The organism is Limnoraphis robusta BA-68 BA1 (assembly GCF_034932365.1).
In the GTDB taxonomy this organism is placed as follows: Bacteria; Cyanobacteriota; Cyanobacteriia; order Cyanobacteriales; family Microcoleaceae; genus Capilliphycus; species Capilliphycus robustus.
This window is the reverse complement of sequence record NZ_JAYGHR010000009.1, coordinates 69,252-85,343: the sequence shown is the minus strand read 5'-3', so window position 1 is coordinate 85,343 and position 16,092 is coordinate 69,252. Positions and strand designations below refer to the sequence as shown.

General features: G+C 39.8%; 19 protein-coding genes. 7 read left to right on the top strand and 12 right to left on the bottom strand.

Translation table 11 applies throughout. From position 1 onward, the window contains the following. Window positions 1–273: 273 nt before the first annotated feature. The gene (locus VB836_RS06660; RefSeq protein WP_323218588.1) at window positions 274–687 is read right to left on the bottom strand and encodes a phage holin family protein; all 414 of its coding nucleotides are present in this window, start codon (window positions 685–687) and stop codon (window positions 274–276) included. Between the two features lie 171 nt (window positions 688–858). Here VB836_RS06660 and VB836_RS06655 point away from each other — a divergent pair, with 171 nt between their 5' ends. Beyond that, window positions 859–1,077: a YqaE/Pmp3 family membrane protein gene (locus VB836_RS06655; RefSeq protein WP_323218586.1), complete on the top strand. Its 219-nt coding sequence runs from the start codon at window positions 859–861 to the stop codon at window positions 1,075–1,077. A gap of 56 nt (window positions 1,078–1,133) precedes the next feature. Here the strand turns inward: VB836_RS06655 and VB836_RS06650 are convergent, their stop codons facing one another. The 3 genes from VB836_RS06650 to VB836_RS06640 all read right to left on the bottom strand — a co-directional run bounded on the left by VB836_RS06650 (window position 1,134) and on the right by VB836_RS06640 (window position 3,031). Then, window positions 1,134–1,994, bottom strand: a complete 861-nt coding sequence (locus tag VB836_RS06650) for a histidine kinase (RefSeq protein WP_323218585.1) — start codon at window positions 1,992–1,994, stop codon at window positions 1,134–1,136. Window positions 1,995–2,155: 161 nt separating this feature from the next. After that, on the bottom strand, window positions 2,156–2,632 hold the full coding sequence (locus VB836_RS06645; RefSeq protein ID WP_323218583.1) for an ankyrin repeat domain-containing protein: 477 nt from the start codon (window positions 2,630–2,632) through the stop codon (window positions 2,156–2,158). Between the two features lie 72 nt (window positions 2,633–2,704). After that, window positions 2,705–3,031 carry a TMEM14 family protein gene (locus VB836_RS06640; RefSeq protein WP_046276579.1) on the bottom strand — a complete coding sequence of 109 codons (327 nt, stop codon included), beginning with the start codon at window positions 3,029–3,031 and terminating at the stop codon, window positions 2,705–2,707. A gap of 223 nt (window positions 3,032–3,254) precedes the next feature. Here VB836_RS06640 and VB836_RS06635 point away from each other — a divergent pair, with 223 nt between their 5' ends. From VB836_RS06635 to VB836_RS06620, 4 genes are all read left to right on the top strand, one after another. Continuing rightward, the gene (locus VB836_RS06635; protein ID WP_323218581.1) at window positions 3,255–4,583 is read left to right on the top strand and encodes an ATP-binding protein; all 1,329 of its coding nucleotides are present in this window, start codon (window positions 3,255–3,257) and stop codon (window positions 4,581–4,583) included. Between the two features lie 181 nt (window positions 4,584–4,764). Then, complete coding sequence (locus VB836_RS06630; protein WP_046276581.1) at window positions 4,765–5,190, top strand: tellurite resistance TerB family protein; 426 nt, start codon at window positions 4,765–4,767, stop codon at window positions 5,188–5,190. A gap of 217 nt (window positions 5,191–5,407) precedes the next feature. After that, window positions 5,408–6,457, top strand: a complete 1,050-nt coding sequence (locus VB836_RS06625; protein ID WP_323218580.1) for a hemopexin repeat-containing protein — start codon at window positions 5,408–5,410, stop codon at window positions 6,455–6,457. 29 nt (window positions 6,458–6,486) lie between these two features. Then, a complete protein-coding gene (locus VB836_RS06620) occupies window positions 6,487–7,428 on the top strand; it encodes a putative 2-dehydropantoate 2-reductase (protein WP_323218579.1) in 942 nt (313 codons plus the stop codon). 18 nt (window positions 7,429–7,446) lie between these two features. On the opposite strand, the gene VB836_RS06615 is transcribed toward VB836_RS06620, so the two are convergent. From VB836_RS06615 to VB836_RS06585, 7 genes are all read right to left on the bottom strand, one after another. Continuing rightward, complete coding sequence (locus VB836_RS06615) at window positions 7,447–7,671, bottom strand: type II toxin-antitoxin system RelE family toxin (protein ID WP_323218578.1); 225 nt, start codon at window positions 7,669–7,671, stop codon at window positions 7,447–7,449. A 41-nt stretch (window positions 7,672–7,712) separates the two neighbouring features. After that, the gene (locus VB836_RS06610; protein WP_323218577.1) at window positions 7,713–7,952 is read right to left on the bottom strand and encodes a hypothetical protein; all 240 of its coding nucleotides are present in this window, start codon (window positions 7,950–7,952) and stop codon (window positions 7,713–7,715) included. Window positions 7,953–7,977: 25 nt separating this feature from the next. Next, window positions 7,978–9,402, bottom strand: a complete 1,425-nt coding sequence (locus tag VB836_RS06605) for a 2-succinylbenzoate--CoA ligase (RefSeq protein ID WP_323218576.1) — start codon at window positions 9,400–9,402, stop codon at window positions 7,978–7,980. 37 nt (window positions 9,403–9,439) lie between these two features. Further along, complete coding sequence (locus tag VB836_RS06600) at window positions 9,440–10,447, bottom strand: o-succinylbenzoate synthase (protein ID WP_323218574.1); 1,008 nt, start codon at window positions 10,445–10,447, stop codon at window positions 9,440–9,442. After that, window positions 10,447–11,247: a 2-succinyl-6-hydroxy-2,4-cyclohexadiene-1-carboxylate synthase gene (menH, locus tag VB836_RS06595; RefSeq protein WP_323218572.1), complete on the bottom strand. Its 801-nt coding sequence runs from the start codon at window positions 11,245–11,247 to the stop codon at window positions 10,447–10,449. The genes VB836_RS06600 and menH overlap by 1 nt, the downstream gene beginning before the upstream one ends. A 16-nt stretch (window positions 11,248–11,263) precedes the next feature. Then, the gene (locus tag VB836_RS06590; RefSeq protein ID WP_046276586.1) at window positions 11,264–11,452 is read right to left on the bottom strand and encodes a hypothetical protein; all 189 of its coding nucleotides are present in this window, start codon (window positions 11,450–11,452) and stop codon (window positions 11,264–11,266) included. A 235-nt stretch (window positions 11,453–11,687) separates the two neighbouring features. Further along, on the bottom strand, window positions 11,688–13,190 hold the full coding sequence (locus VB836_RS06585) for a type II CAAX endopeptidase family protein (protein WP_323218571.1): 1,503 nt from the start codon (window positions 13,188–13,190) through the stop codon (window positions 11,688–11,690). A gap of 360 nt (window positions 13,191–13,550) precedes the next feature. Here VB836_RS06585 and VB836_RS06580 point away from each other — a divergent pair, with 360 nt between their 5' ends. Both VB836_RS06580 and VB836_RS06575 read left to right on the top strand, forming a co-directional pair. Next, entirely contained in the window at window positions 13,551–14,507 is a 957-nt protein-coding gene (locus VB836_RS06580; RefSeq protein ID WP_046276591.1) for a 3'(2'),5'-bisphosphate nucleotidase, read from the top strand. Between the two features lie 228 nt (window positions 14,508–14,735). Next, complete coding sequence (locus tag VB836_RS06575) at window positions 14,736–14,945, top strand: TOBE domain-containing protein (protein WP_323218570.1); 210 nt, start codon at window positions 14,736–14,738, stop codon at window positions 14,943–14,945. Between the two features lie 121 nt (window positions 14,946–15,066). Here the strand turns inward: VB836_RS06575 and dusA are convergent, their stop codons facing one another. Continuing rightward, window positions 15,067–16,059, bottom strand: a complete 993-nt coding sequence (dusA, locus tag VB836_RS06570; RefSeq protein WP_323218568.1) for a tRNA dihydrouridine(20/20a) synthase DusA — start codon at window positions 16,057–16,059, stop codon at window positions 15,067–15,069. Between the last annotated feature and the right edge of the window lie 33 nt (window positions 16,060–16,092).

The following is a 16,092-nucleotide window of genomic DNA, read 5'->3' as shown; positions in this document are numbered from 1 at the left end:
AAAGCTTTTCTGTAATGGCACTCTCAGCCAAGGGAATAGAGAAGTGAGTCAGAGGATAACTTGAGCATTCTTCTCTAACGTTTAACTGATTTGTCTGAGGGATTTTTATAAATAGATAATGATAATTATTTTTCGATAAATCCGACGGTTGGACAAACCCAGGCATAACATCTATCCATTTCAAACTTTTTTCTGCTACTTAAGTGTTAACAGAAAGCGAGTTTATACCGTCGGAAATTTTCAGTGAAACCGGATCTCAATTTGATCAGAAAATTATTCCAGGTTGGCTTCTGGATATCTTTCTACAAAGTAGTTCGTTAACAGGGTATTCACAAAAGACAAAATCACTGGCCCTAAAATAAAAGACAGAAGACCATTCACTTGGAAACCCGGAACTGCAACGGAAGCCAGCCAGAAACACAGTCCGTTTACAATTAATGAAAAGCTTCCCAAAGTGACAATATTGATGGGTAGGGATAAAACTTGTACAACGGGTCTAACAGCCCAGTTTACCACTCCAATAGAAGCCGCCGCAATTAAAGCAGCCGGAAACGTTGCTAAGTTAACACCAGGAAAAATAATATCGACAACCAGCAAACTCAAAGCAGTTGCCAGTAGAGGTAAAAGTGATCTCAAAGCCATCATAATTATTTCGCTCTCCCTTTCAAATTTTTCAAAAATATTCATTACTATCCTCTATAGTAATTTTAATAACTGGGGGATGACTTCCTCACTTCGATAGATTTTCTGGCGTTAATATTCTGTCACAAAAACCAAAATATAGCTAAAGATAGAGATATAAATCTGGAAAATTAGAGACAATAAAAGTAGACATTAAAGTATAGGATTTTAAAGAAGATGGGAATTTTAAGAATTCTTTTGGCTATTGTAATTCCTCCTCTGGGCGTTTTTCTAACCGTTGGCCCGAGTTCGGCATTGATCATCAATATTCTGCTCACTATTCTGGGTTGGCTTCCCGGTTCAATTCATGCGGTTTGGGTGATTACAAAACACGCTGAAAGAACAGATGTAGTCGCGAGAGAAGAGGCTGAGAGAGTAGACGAAAGAGTATACTAATTTTAGAGTTTGTTTAACCCGGTTGTTTGAGAAAAACCGGGTCATTTTTATGTCAATTAGACGGATTTATCTTTTCCCTCTAAAAGTTTAGGATTTTCTCCTTCTAAGGCTTTCGGACTATCTACAGGCTTGCTGCGGTTAAAAGACTCAGATAGAGAATCCCATAACTCTCGCAGACGGAGTTTAATTTTCTGTTCTTTTTGAGCGATCGCGCTTCCCGCTTCACCGAGTTTATGCTCAAAAGTATTACGGGTTTGTGAAACTTTTTCAGTGACGATTTCTGGCTCTTCTTTAGCTTTTTCGTACCAAGTTTTGGCTTCATCTAGATAGTCCTTGACTTGCTCGTACTGCTCCCCGTAACGAGCCGATAAATTCGCTTGAACGATTGCTAGTTGTGCTTGGAGTTGAGCATATCGCTTTTTCATCAAGGCAACTTCTTCGCTATTTTTCACGGTTTCAACGGCTGAATTAATCGAGGCTTTGACTTGCTCCGATTTATCTTGACTTGAGTCCGCAATATCCCCTAACGCTGTATCAATTTCGGCTTGTAATTCCTGTTCTTGGCTGTCGATTTTTTGTTGAAGTTGTTTAACTTCTGCTTGCGTCTTAGAAATAGCTTGACGTCGGGTGCGACTAATCGCTTCAATCGCACCTTCTATCGAAGCGGTTACTTCTTCTTTGACTTCTCCGCCTTTATCACTCAAACTTTCAACAACCGCAGAAATGGCATCTTTAACAACAGAGCGAATTTCACTCGAACCTGCTTTCACTTCTGATGTGCTTTGAGAAATGGCTTCTTGGACAATTTCTCGGATTCTTTCTGAGCGCAGTTGACCTTCTGTTTTCGCTTTTTGTAAATTGCTTGTAATTTTCTGTTTGACGTTTTCAGATTCGTTGATTTTATCAGATTCAGACATCGTTAATGATTCCCCAAATTTAACTCAATCCAAGTTATGCTTCTATTTTGCCAAAAGATGAGTCTCACTGAGTCATCCCCAAGAGATAATCTCAACTTTGTTTCAGCTAATTTCTATCTTAAGATAGAGGACTGGTGATCCTTTTCAATCAATTTGGATTTCTAACTGCGATCGCGAACTTGTTTGATTAAATCTACAATTTCTAAATGTCCTTCTGAGGATGCCCAAATTAAAGCTGTCCAGGTATTATTGTCTTTAAGCGTTAAATCAGCATTATTATTCAGTAAAAGCTGTAGAACTTCCCGATGACCTTTAGCCGCAGCACTCATCAAAGCCGTTAAGCCAAAGTCCGTTGTGGCATTAATTTCAGCCCCCGCATCAAGTAACTGTTGAACAACTTGGGGATGTCCGGCGGCGGAGGCTTCCATCAAGGCTGTCCAACCATCGGGATCACAACCGTTCACTTCGGCACCTGCATTGAGTAGTGCAGCGACAATCTCTGGAAACCCGGTTCCGGCGGCGAAAATTAACGGTGTTGTCCCTTCTTCGTCTGGGATATTAATCTCTGTATCCGTTTTTAATGCAGCCAGAACTTGAGCCAGATCTCCTGTTTTTACCGCTTTCACTAACTCGGTCATAGCCGTTTCTCCGGTTTTTCACCATAGAATGTTTCCCCTCTTTTGGTATACCACAGTTTGGCTACACGGGCATCAAGCGGAAATCGAAAATTGTAGTTGATAAATCATAGCAACTGCTGCGGCTAAACCTGCAATAATCATTAATACGGCGGGCATTAACTTGCGAGTTTTAATCAGACGGATTATAAACACAATCACCAATAAAATAGAAACCGCCGTTGCTAAAATTAATCCCCAAGGGATACCTTGCCACTGCATGACTCCCCCAGTTATCAACAAAGCCCCACAAATTCCACCGGAAATCAGCGAAATTTTACTATTTCCCTGGGTATATCCCAATACGCCACCGACTACAGCTAATAATCCATAGGCGATCGCTGCCACAATGCCAATATTCATCTGTCACTCTCTCCCACTTGCAATCTCGAACTCCAGTTATACAACCGATGTTGTCGAACAATCTGTATTCTTTCAGAATTTATCAAAACTTGACATCAAACTGACATAAAACTTATCAAAATTTTAGAATGAGATGCGGCTCTCCTATCCGATACAATACAGGGGCATCAACCCTGGAAATACTCAAACGGCTTTTTTCCTTTTCAACTTTTGATTTACTCTAATGTCTTCTCTCAATCCTCAACTGATCGCTCAAGTGCGTTTTCTTCAACGTCAGGCTGCTAGTTTGCTCCTTTATCAATCGGTGTTTACTGAGGCGATGGGGCAAGCATTTTTGAATTTACTAGAAGCCTTAGAAAACGATAGCAATCCTTTAGATTGTCTTAAAGCTTATGGAATTTTGTTTAAAGAGCAAGCGCTCGATCAGCAATGTTGGCAAGATTATCTGATTGTTCAAATTATTAGGGCGGATAATCCCTTTAGTCAACAAGCTCAACAAAAGGATTTTAAGCAGTTATCTTCGTCTTTAATTGCCGCCGCCAAGTCAGATTTACAACGCTTACAAACCCTCTATCAATGCAGTGGTGAACAACTGAGTCAATGGATACAACAGTTAATTCCCTCATCTGAACCGCCTGTGGTTTGGCAAGCCTCACCCGAGGGAGTCGAAAATATTGCAGAATTGCCTCTGAAAACTCTACTGGAAAAACAGGAAAATTGGGCCGATGCTTTAGAAGAATTAGCCGATCATTATCGACAGTTTGGCGTGGGCTTATTTGCCACTTCTCAGGCTTTTCGTTGGCAGAATGGAGAATTAATCAGTATTTCTCATCCTGATCCGGTTCATCTCAGCCAATTAGTCAGTTATGACTCTCAACGGCAGATTTTATTACAAAATACTGAATTTTTGTTGGCGGGATATGCAGCGCAAAATGTGCTATTATATGGAAGTCGGGGTTCGGGAAAATCGTCTTTAGTTAAGGCTTTATTACATCAATATAGCGATCGCGGTTTACGGTTAATTGAAGTGGCAAAGTCGGAACTGAAAGATTTACCCCTCGTGATCGAACAGTTGCGCGGAACTCCCCACAAATTCATTATTTTTGTTGATGATCTCTCCTTTGAGGAAGATGATGATACCTTTAAAGCCTTGAAAGTTGTACTTGAAGGAAATATTACCGCTCGTCCTCAAAATGTAGTGGTTTATGCCACTTCCAATCGTCGTCATTTAGTGCGAGAATATTTTGCAGATCGCCCCCAACCGCGAGAGGTTGATGAGGTTCAGGCTTGGGATACCGTACAGGAAAAGCTATCTTTTAGCGATCGCTTTGGTCTAACCTTAACCTTTGAACCGCCCGATCAACAAACCTACCTGAAAATGGTACATCATCTCGCTGCTTTAGCCGATATTAGCCTCAACCCCGAGGAATTAGAATTTCGCGCCCTCCAGTGGGCAACCCGTCACAATGGCCGTTCAGGACGCAGCGCTCGTCAGTTTATCGACTTCCTCACCGCAGAACTTGCCCTATTTTCAGGGAACAGTAACCAGTGAACAGTGACCAGTGAACAGTGACCTGTTACCAGTAACCAGTAACCAGTGAACAGTGACCTGTTACCAGCTTTTACAACTTCGTTTCTTAACTCTATTGGAAAAAATCCCCATCTTCGCTCAATATCCATTATCGTGAGGAGATACTCTAAACTTTAAAATAGTAGTAAGTAGGTCTAGAACTATGTCTCCTAGCATGACCAATACTATCGAACTTACTCCGGCAGAAGCCTTTGCTGCGATCGCATTAACTGCTGTGGCTGCTGATGGTATGATCACTGATAGTGAATCACAAATCATCAGAAGTACCTTGGCGCGGATGGATCTTTTTACCGACTACACCGCCCAAAAGAAGACGGAAATGATTCAACGCTTATTGGATCAAATTCAAGAAAAAGGGTATGAAGTCGTCATGCAGTCTGCGATCGCTAAATTGCCTGGTAATCTCAAAGATACAGCTTTTGCAGTCGCGACTGATATCATCCTTTCCGATGGGGATCTCGCAGATGAGGAAGAAGAGTTGTTAAATGCTCTTTATAATGCTCTAGGAATTGAAGAAGAAATGGCAACTAAGATTATTGATGTCATGCTGATCAAAAATAAGGGGTAATTTTGCTCAGTTTGGGTGTCGAAAATCAACTTGTTTGTCCCTGGATTAACCAGGGATTTATTAAAATAATTTTTAGACAAAAGCAGAATTCACAATTTGAACTGTTTAAGTTGCGAACTGTGGGTTTAAATGCGCTGTTATCAAAGTCATCTAAATCGAGTTTGATAAGCTTGTCCGACTACATTCTACCTTCTTTATGTTGAGATTTTAAAGGGTTATGGCTTACATCCGAACCGTTCGCTTTCAAGATACGGATGCTGCCGGAGTTGTCTACTTTGCTAATGTTTTAACCATTTGTCACGAAGCCTATGAAACCTCCTTAGCAGCCGCTAAAATTCATCTAAAAACGTTTTTTTGTAACCCAGATTTTGCCATTCCGATTGTTCATGCGAGTGTTGACTTTTTTCAACCGATATTTTGTGGTGATCGGCTTATTATTCATTTAATGCCACAACAAATTACAGAAAACACCTTTGAAATTAACTATAAAATTGTTTTATTAGATTCAGATAAATGGATAGCAAAAGTCACTACAAAGCACGCTTGTATTCACCCCAGTAGCCGCAAAAGAAAGCAACTTCCTGATGAAATTCTGCATTGGTTAAATGTCGAAACCATAGAGCGAATCTTAAATAATGTTGATGCGGTTGTCGTTTGGAATAATGGCAAAGCTTACTTCTTTAAAGACAATGAATATCTGAGTTATGATCTAAATTGGAACTGTATTGATTACGGTTATCCCCAGAAAATAGACCGGGGAAGATGGGCAAGTTTTCCGCCGAGTTTTACTCAAGGAATTGATGCTGGGTTAGTTTGGCATAATGGCAAAGCTTACTTTTTTAAAGGAGATGAATATATTTGCTATGATTTGTATAAAGATCAAGTTGAAGCGGGTTATCCTCTCAAACTAAATAGCGGACTTTGGGCGGGATGGCCGAAGCATTTTTATAGTGGTATTGATACAGCAGTGTTATGGAATGATGGTAAAGCTTATTTTTTCAAAGGAGATGAATATATTTGCTATGATCTCTATCGAGAAGTTACTGAATTAGGTTATCCTAAAAAGATTTCAGAGAGTCAATGGCAGGGATGGCCGAAACAGTTTACTCGTCGTATTGATGCCGCCGCCGTCTGGAAAAATGGGAAAGCTTATTTCTTTCGAGATGATGAATATATTTGTTACGATATCAATCAAAATCGGACAGATCCAGATTATCCTAAAAAAATTAAGGACAACTGGTTAAGTTTTTGGTGTCAACTGTTGTAGAAACTATTTGAATATTTGAGTTTAGAACAATGTCAACTCGTAGCTATGCTATTTTAGGAACAGGAGCAATCGGCGGATTTTATGGTGCAAAACTCCAACAGTTGGGAATAGATGTGCATTTTCTGTTGCATAGTGATTATCAACAGGTTTGTCGTCAGGGTTTATCGATAGAATCTCCAACAGGAAGTTTTACCTTGTTTCCGGTTCAAGCTTATGATAACTCTCACAAAATGCCTGCTTGCGATGTCGTGATTGTCGCGTTAAAAACCACACAAAATCATTTATTACCCCAGATTTTGCCGCCTTTGGTTAAAGAAGACGGTGTAGTTTTAATCTTACAAAATGGATTAGGCATTGAACCGCTAGTTGCGGAAATTGTTAACGCTAAACGAGTGATTGGGGGATTGTGTTTTATCTGTTCTAATAAAGTCGGAAAAGGTCATATTCGTCACTTAGACTATGGTATGATTACGATGGGAGAATATAATGAAAATTATCAACCTGGGGGAATTACGACCCGAATTAAACAAATTGCCGAAGACTTTAATAATGCCGGAATTCCTGTAGAGTTAAGTGAAAATTTACTATTAGCTCGATGGAAAAAGTTAGTTTGGAATATTCCCTATAATGGACTGTCTGTGGTTCTCAATGCCAAAACAGACGAGTTAATGAACGCTCCAGATAGTCGAATTTTAGTCGAAGAAATCATGCGGGAAGTCGTCAAGGGCGCACAAGGATATGATTGCATGATTCCCGAAGAATTTATCCAAAAAATGCTAAATCATACGGAGAAAATGACACCTTATCTTACTAGCATGAAACTTGATTATGATAGCAAACGTCCTTTAGAAATAGAAGCCATTATCGGAAATCCTTGGCGGATGGCTACAGAAAAAGGTGTTGATTTACCTTATATTGAAATGCTGTATCGACAACTCAAATTTCTCGATTATCAAAATCGTTTAGTATGATTTTTATGGGTTGAAAACTCAAGGAAAGTAACGATAAAATTCTCGTCTATGAAGAACTCGGCAGAAAGTGATAGTATCGCCTTTCAGAAAAAAGCCTATTCTATAATCACCGACCAGAATTCGATAGGCATTGTCTTCTCCTTTTAATTTTTTAATATTGTTGATATCCCCAAAGTTTTGACAGGCTGGAATCTCAGAAAAGGTTAGATTTTTAATCGTCGTATAAACGGGTGTGCTTTTCAAAGATTTCAGCTCCTTAATAAATGTCGGAAGATATTCAGTTTTCATTCCTGCTCTAGTTCTGCTAATGCTTCCTCAAAATTTAAAGGCGTTTCATCTTTAACTTCCATCATAGCTCGATAGAGTCCTTCATCTTCAAGCATTTCAATTAAACGTTCATAGTCCGAAAAGCTAATGACAACTTTCTGGATGTGACCTTGAGTATCAGTAATTAATTCTTGTGCAAATGGATAATCTTTGGCATTCATTTTTTCCGGCTTATCTTTATCAAACGGTATTGCCATTGTACCACTTTGATTTGTAAGGTAGTTAAACACTTGAACGATTGAGAAACGTTTCAGCAAGTTTTTCTAACTGTTTAAAGTTGAGTTTTCCTTGAAGGTTTCGAGGTAAAACATCGACAGCTACCCAATGTTTAGGCTGTTTAAACTTGCTCAGTTTTTCATGTAATGCTATCTGCAAATTCGAGATAGAAACATCGGGAATATTAGGAACATAAATCGCTGTTACTACCTGTCCCCAATGACTATCTGGTAAACCAATAACGCCGACATCCGCTACCAAACCTGTTGAACGAATTGCTGCTTCTACTTCCGCCGGATAAACATTTTCACCCCCAGTAATAATTTTATAGCTATTGCGTCCGACAATTGTTAAATATCCCTGTTCATCCAAATAACCTAAATCATCAGATTTGAGAGTTTTCAGCCCAGATTTTGCCTTGTCACTTTGACCATAATATCCTAAAGCCAAAGAGTTTGCGTCTATTGTTAAAATTCCCAGTAAATTGACACCTAATTCTTGATTATTTTCACTGTATACTGTTATTTTAGCATGGGGTAAAACTTGACCATAGCTGTTATTTCCTGCTAAAAAATCCTCGGGTTTGAGGGTCGCAATTTGAGCGGCTGTTTCCGTCATTCCGTAGGTGGGAGCGAGTCGAATTTGATGCCGTCTCGCCTGTTGTAATAATTCTAACCAAGCAGGCGCACCCCCTAACAAAACCGTCTGAAATTGCGATAACCAGCGAGTTGTTTGAGAATGATTTAAAAGGCGTTGGAGTTGGGTAGGAACCAGAGAAATAAAAAATTCTGAAGGATTAATTTCTGGGAATTTCCCCCTTTCCAGCGTTTTAAACGGAAAAATTGCTAACGTTCCGCCTGTTGTGAAAGAGCGCATAAATTGCATTAATCCGCTAACATGATATAAAGGTAAAGTGCAGAAAGAATTGACCTGTTTTATGTTAAAATACTGTTGGAATCCTTGCACAGAAGCCGTTAACGTTTCCCAAGTATGAATCACAAATCGAATATTTCCCGATGAACCCCCAGTGGGAATCATAATGGAAGCGTGAGGAGTTGAAATAACAGAATTTGTCTGAATATAGGAGGGGTTAAACTCCTCTAAATTGCCGAAAATCACATCGGGATGAACGATTTTAAAAACCTGTTCCCACTCCGCTTTTACCCAGTTGGGATTGCATAAAAAAATCGGACATTTAGTGACAACTGCGGCTAGAAACGTTGCTAAAAAAACTGTCGGTTCGGGTTCGGCGAGGATAATTTTGGGATGAACTCCCTGAGCGTTAATAAATTCGGTCAGTTCTTGAAAGCGATGTTGATAGATTTTATTAAACTCAGAACAATTATATCCGATTAACCAATCATCGGTTCTCAAATTAAAATAATTTTTAACATCAGTTGATGAACTGCTTTTAACTTGAAAAGATACCACGCTCGTTTTTTCTCGAATATTGCTGTCTCTCACTTTATCAGAAAGTTGAACTCAATTCACACCACCAACTTTGATCATTTTCCTGAAACCAATGTCCAATTCCAAAACCCACCGCTCGTTTAGGATCAGAGAGTTGAGAGGCTAAATTCAAAGCCGCTTGTCTTCCCACTGGGGTTTCAAAGACTGATGAAAATACGGCATCAATTTTATTTTCACGACAAAATTTTCGGAGTTTTTGGGGAGAACCGACAATAGCAGGTTTAACGACGAAAATTCCTCGCCAAGATTGTTGATAACAGTCTTGAATGTGTTGAAGAGTCGCCACAGATTCATCCAACGCTATTGTTGTAGAATATTGTTGATTTAACGCCAACATTTCAGCAAACTGATGAACCGATAAGGGTTGTTCTAGGTATTCTATTTTGAGAATATCAGATTTGATTTCCTCACAAACCGATAACCATTGATTCGCTTCCTCCCAACTCAATCCCCCATTCGCATCTAACCGCAAATAGATAATTTCTTGCTTTTCTTTTTCTGAGTTTATTGTCTCTAAAATGAGTTGAGTTAACTGTTTAAAGATTTGCAGTTCTTCAGAAATCGGATGAACCGCGATTTTCCATTTAAACGTTCTAAAACCTTGATTGAAAAGGGTTTTAAAGACTGGTAATCCAGCGTTTCCTGACGGTAAAAGTCCACTGAATTTCAGTTCTCTTAAAAACCCGGTTTCTTTGAGAAACCGGGTTTTTGGAGTGTACCTCAAAGCTGACTCAAACCCAAACTGACAAGCAGGAAGGTTATCTGGAATTTCGAGAATATCTTCTAACGTTAACGTTTGGGGAAGTTGCTGACAAAATTCTAACGCTTGTTGTAACGTTTCCGAACCAAACCAACTCAAAGGTGCAATTTCACCCCAAGCGATTTTTCCCTGTTCGTTTGTGAGACGAATAATAATTCCCTCACGGGTTTTCCAAGTTCCGTGATGAGTTTTTAAAGGGTGTTTTAACTGGCGACAATAGGGAGAAAACTTAAACTGATAAACCATTAACTCTCGACTAAAAACTCTTGCACCAGTTTAACCCACTGTTGGGGATTTTCTACATGAATATTATGACCGCAGTTGAGAATAATTTCAAGCTTTGCAGTCGAACATAAATTCGCCATTTCTTGATTAATTTTAATAAACTTTTCATCCAACTCTCCAACCAACAATAAAAGCGGAACTTTCGTCTCTGAAAGTTTATCCCAGAGTGAGGGTTGATTTCCTGTTCCCATCATTCCTAGAGATTTGGCTAACTCTGTTGGATTATTTTGCAGACGCCGTGCTAAAATTGTGTTAAAGTTGGGATGATTTTTAAACGTTTTAAATAACGGCTGATTGTACCAATTTTTTAAAAAACTTTGTAAGTCTTGCTGTTCGAGTTTTTCTGCTAATTGTAAATCCGATAAATAACGTTGACTTCGCTCTTTTTCGGTTTTTAATCCCGGAGAAGCTGATTCTAAAACAACTTTGTTAAAATATTGAGGATAATATAAAGCCAGATAGAGTGCTAACCTTCCTCCCATCGAATAACCGACGAGAAAACACTGTTTAATCTGTAATTCTTCTAACCAATCTATTAAGCCTTTAGCTGTGTTTGAGAGGCTGTAAAAATCATCTCCACTGTTAACTTGAGTTTTTCCATGTCCCGGTAGATCAACGGCTATACAATCAAAGCTTTTAGATAAGGGGGAAATGACCGTATTAAAATCATTGCCATTTCCCAGAAATCCATGTAAAAATAAGAGAACGGGTAAATTGACATTCCCCGTGCGAAAAGAGTGAAAGTTGTAATGTTGTGACATTTACGCTGAGTTTTTATTAATCATAAACCCAGTGCAGAAAAGGAACCGCAGCCGCACAGAATGCCATAAATACAAATAAACCGCCTAACATTCCAAAAAATAGAAATTCTTCGCCTCGTTGTTTCGCCAATTTAACGATGAGAAAGCTATAGCCATAGGAGGCGAGAAAGAAAAAAATGGTGAAAGCTGTGAAGTAATATTCCATAGGTTAGATCACGAAAAACTGCTGTGAAAGCGTTTCTAATTCAGCTTGAATTGTTTCAACTGACTTGAAAAGCTTCATTTTCTATTGTAACGAGATTGAACAAAAAACGATGATACAAAAAGTGAACAATGTTAAACAATTATCATTTCTTTACAAAATCTTGTATCCTACGTTTGTCTCTCGAATAACCGGAGATTAGTGATTAAACCCTTTTTTCCTTTCGGTAATATTTCTGTTAGGCAGAACCACTTCCAAGAACATATAAACTTAATAATGTTCCGCTATTCCACAAACAATGCAACAACATAGACGATAACAAATTCCGCGATCGCGTATACACAACTCCTAAAACAATTCCCAGAGTCATTAACGGAATGACTTCCGAGATATTCATATGAGCGATCGCAAAGAATAAACTACTCAGTAAAATCGCACCTCCAAGCGGCATATATCGAGTCAAAGAAGGGAGTAAAAACCCGCGAAACATAATCTCTTCAAACACAGGTGCCGCAATAGAAGCCGTCACAAAAAAGATAATCAAAGCAACCGGATCTCGATTTTCTAAGGCTATGGATAAAAGCGGATTACTTCCCCCCTGCCCATACCAAAGTTGTTGGTTAATTAAAGAGACTAAAATCACTAAAGGAAGTGCAGTAACATAACCTCCCAACCCCCAGAAAAACCAGCCTTTTTTCCAGTCAATATTAAACCATCCTTCGGGTAAGGGGAAAAAAGGTTTCAAAGAGAAATACAAAACCGATAATCCACCCAGCATCAAAAAGCCATAATTTGCCCAGACATAAAACGCTTTACTGCGAACATCAAAACTGGCAGGATTGATATTAAGAAACTGAAAACCCAAACTAAATATGATGGGAATCACCAGTTGTCCAACCAAGAAAAACCCCACCACAAAAACTTGAATCAGCGTTTCTGTATCCCAAGGCGTTAACCAAGTAACATCAGTATTTTGAGCGAGAATAGAATCTTTTCCTTTCAATAGGAATTGAACCCCTAAGACAATCAACAAAATCACACCGACAAATAACCCGATTCCCGGAATTGCACTAATAACGGTGAGTTTAACAACCGCTTCTTCAGCAAGTTCTTGTTCTTTTGCTTGAAGGATTTGTAAATCTTCTGTGCGTTCTTGGAGTTGATAAAGTCGAGACAAAGCCTGATAACTAAACCATCCCTCTAAATTATTTTTAATCGTTAATTCAGTCTCGGGAAAAATTCGGGCTGGCTCACTCCAAATTCCCCGTAAAACTTTAGCGAGTTCAAGCTGTTTTTGAGCGTTGGGTAGAGATTGACTGGTTGGAATCAACGTCTGCCAAGTGTTTAACGCTTCTTCAGTTTCACCTTGTTCGGCTTGTAAAATGCCGATGCGGATTGTTAATTCATCTATCAATTGTTGTAACTGTTCAGCAGATTGAGAAGGCGATTCTAGGGTTTTAACTGTTTCTAGATTGTCTTTTGCCCCCGACTGCACCTCCTTGTATTGTTTGAGGGCAGATGTTGAGGCATTTTCACCAATCAGATTATTTTTTAAGGTGCTAAAATCTTGTTGAAACTCTGGATCGGCTTGCCATTCTGTTGCATGAAGAATCAGATTGGTTTGATAGAGTTCCAGACGGCTTTGAATTTGCGGTTGAGTGATACTATCGATTAATGAAGCACCCACCACTATAATGGTCAGTAAGGTCAGAATTCCTAAGATAAATCGCTTGATTGTCATTGAGTCTCCAGAAAATATTTCAGTTGACAAAGATGTATATTCTAACAAATTTTAGGCATCCTGATCCTAGTGTATATTAGGCCTGCTTCATAAAAATTGGACGCAGATGCAGTTCACTTTCCCAGGGTGGCTCCTGACTTTCTCAATCTCCAGGTGGATACTCGATTGCTTCAAACTCGGATTGAATGAGTTCTAAATCTTCAGTCGTCATCATAGGTTTTTCCCATTCTATATCTTTAGTTTAGGTCAACTTTTAAACAATTTATCTGGGTAGTCCCAAACTTTTGAGATTCAGAATAAGTAGACATTACCCATCCGACTGCGGCTATACTCGATATGGAGAGCAGCAGGAGTCTATAAATGTCCTACGATCGCGAAAAGCAAGTTGCAATTGAAGCCACCTTATCCGCCGCCAAATTGTGTGAACAAGTGCGTCAGGCGATTCCCCCCGCGATGGAAAAAGGCGATAAAAGCCCCGTTACGGTAGCAGACTTAGGTTCACAGGCGATTATTTGTAAAGCCATCAGTGAAGTCTTTTCCCATGATCCCATTGTTGGAGAAGAGGACGCTACGGAATTACGAAAACCCGAAATGGCGCATAATTTGGCAAAAGTCACTGAATATGTTAAAGGTGAGATTGCAGATGCTACATCCGAACAGGTGATCACTTGGATTGATCGCGGTAATGGTCAAGTCGGACAACGCTTTTGGACATTAGATCCGATTGATGGGACGAAAGGCTTTTTGCGACAAGATCAATATGCGATCGCTTTAGCGCTGATTGAAGATGGGGAAGTAAAAGTTGGGGTGATGGCTTGTCCCGCCTATCCCGTCAAAGATCACAAACCCGGGATGTTGTTTATGGCGGTGAGGGGTGAAGGGGCGATAATGATGCCCTTTGCGACAGCAGAACCCACTCCGATTCATGTGGTTAAAGCCGATGATACCGCAAATCTGCGCTTTGTCGAAAGTGTGGAATCTTCTCACGGAGATCAGGATCGACAAAATGCGATCGCCCAAGCTGTGGGAATTACAGCGCCTTCGATCCGCATGGACTCTCAAGCCAAATACGGGGCGGTGGCTTCAGGACAGGCTGCGTTGTATTTGCGGCTTCCCTCTCCCAAGTCTCCCGACTACCGCGAGAATATTTGGGATCATGCCGCAGGTGCGATCGTTGTCGAAGAAGCAGGTGGGCGCGTTACAGATATGTATGGTAAACCGCTCGATTTTGCTTCTAAACCGAAAATGATGGAAAATCAGGGTGTAATTGTTAGCAATGGCATTATTCACGACACGGTATTAGCGGCTTTGAAATAGTCGGAATAGTTCTCAAGCTTTCATGGAGAATTCATAACATTTTAGATTGACAATTTGACCATTTTAAGTGTGGGGGAAAGGATACTTTTCCCTTTTTTTTGTCGAGTCAAACCTAAAAAAATTAAGGTTTGATCTCTCTCGATTTTGTGCTATAGTCTTATTCTTGAACGGAATGTTTAGACATTAAGAACAAACAAACCAATCTTCAAAACTAAGGAGGGTGAATCCATGAAAATTAGTGCAAGAAATTCCCTAAAAGGAACCATTAAAGCTGTACACGCAGGAGCAGTCAATACAGAAGTCGTTCTTGAAGTGGCTCCCGGCGTTGAAGTGGTTTCTATCATTTCTAAGGCTTCTGCGGAAGCATTAGAGATTGCAGAAGGGAAAGAAGCCTACGCAGTCATCAAAGCTAGCAATGTTATTTTAGCCGTTGATTAGCAGTCAGATAACAATATTGTAGGTTGGGTTAAGCAGTAGCGCAACCCAACTCAAACCAATCATTGTTTGATTTTTTATGTGGGGTTTCATTGATCAACCCAACCTACAAAGCACCAATTTTTTATTCATTAATTTGAGGAACTTGAGTTAATGCTTCTCGCACCACTTCTATTCCCGCACCAGGGAGATAACCATTTTCACTCAGATAGCGTTTCCAAGCTTTTGTTCCCGGTTGTCCGGTAAACAGTTGTAAAACATGACGCATTATACTATTTAATTTAACGCCTCGACTCAGCCAATATTCTAAATAAGGAAACATCGCTTCAACCACTTGATGACGAGTTAAAGGAGTCGTTTCTTCGCCATAAAATTCTTGATCAGCCGTTGCAAATAAATAAGGATGATCATAAGCCGCACGTCCGATCATCACCGCATCTACAGATTTTAACTGTTCGTGAACTTGAGAAAATGTTGTCAACCCGCCATTAATTTCAATCAACAAATGAGGAAATTCTTGTTTCAACCGATGTACATCTTCATAACGTAAAGGGGGAATATCTCGATTTTCTTTTGGACTTAACCCTTGCAACCAAGCTTTCCGCGCATGAACCGTAAACTGTTGACAACCCGATGCAGAAACAATTTGCACAAAATGAGCCATATCTTCATAGCGATCGCGATCATCTATCCCAATGCGATGTTTAACTGTTACCGGAATTTTGACTCGGTGTTGCATCTTAGAAACTGCTTCAGCAACTCGTTGAGGTTGCGCCATCAAACAAGCGCCAAAATTGCCATCCAGTACCCGTGAACTCGGACATCCCACATTCAAATTCACCTGATCATAACCCATATCTTCGGCAATTTCTGCACAGATGGCTAACTCCTGGGGTTGATCTCCTCCGACTTGTAAAACGAGGGGTTTTTCTTCTGGAGAAAAGCCTAAAAGTTTGTTGCGATCGCCATGTATAATCGCCGCAGACGTCACCATTTCAGTGTACAATAATGTCCGTCGAGTCATTTGGCGCATGAAATACCGAAAATGGCGATCGGTGCGATCCATCATCGGCGCGATACTTAAAGGATAAACTTGATTTGGGGAAGTAAAATTCATCGGATCTTAGCAAGACAGCAGCAAATTTAGGAG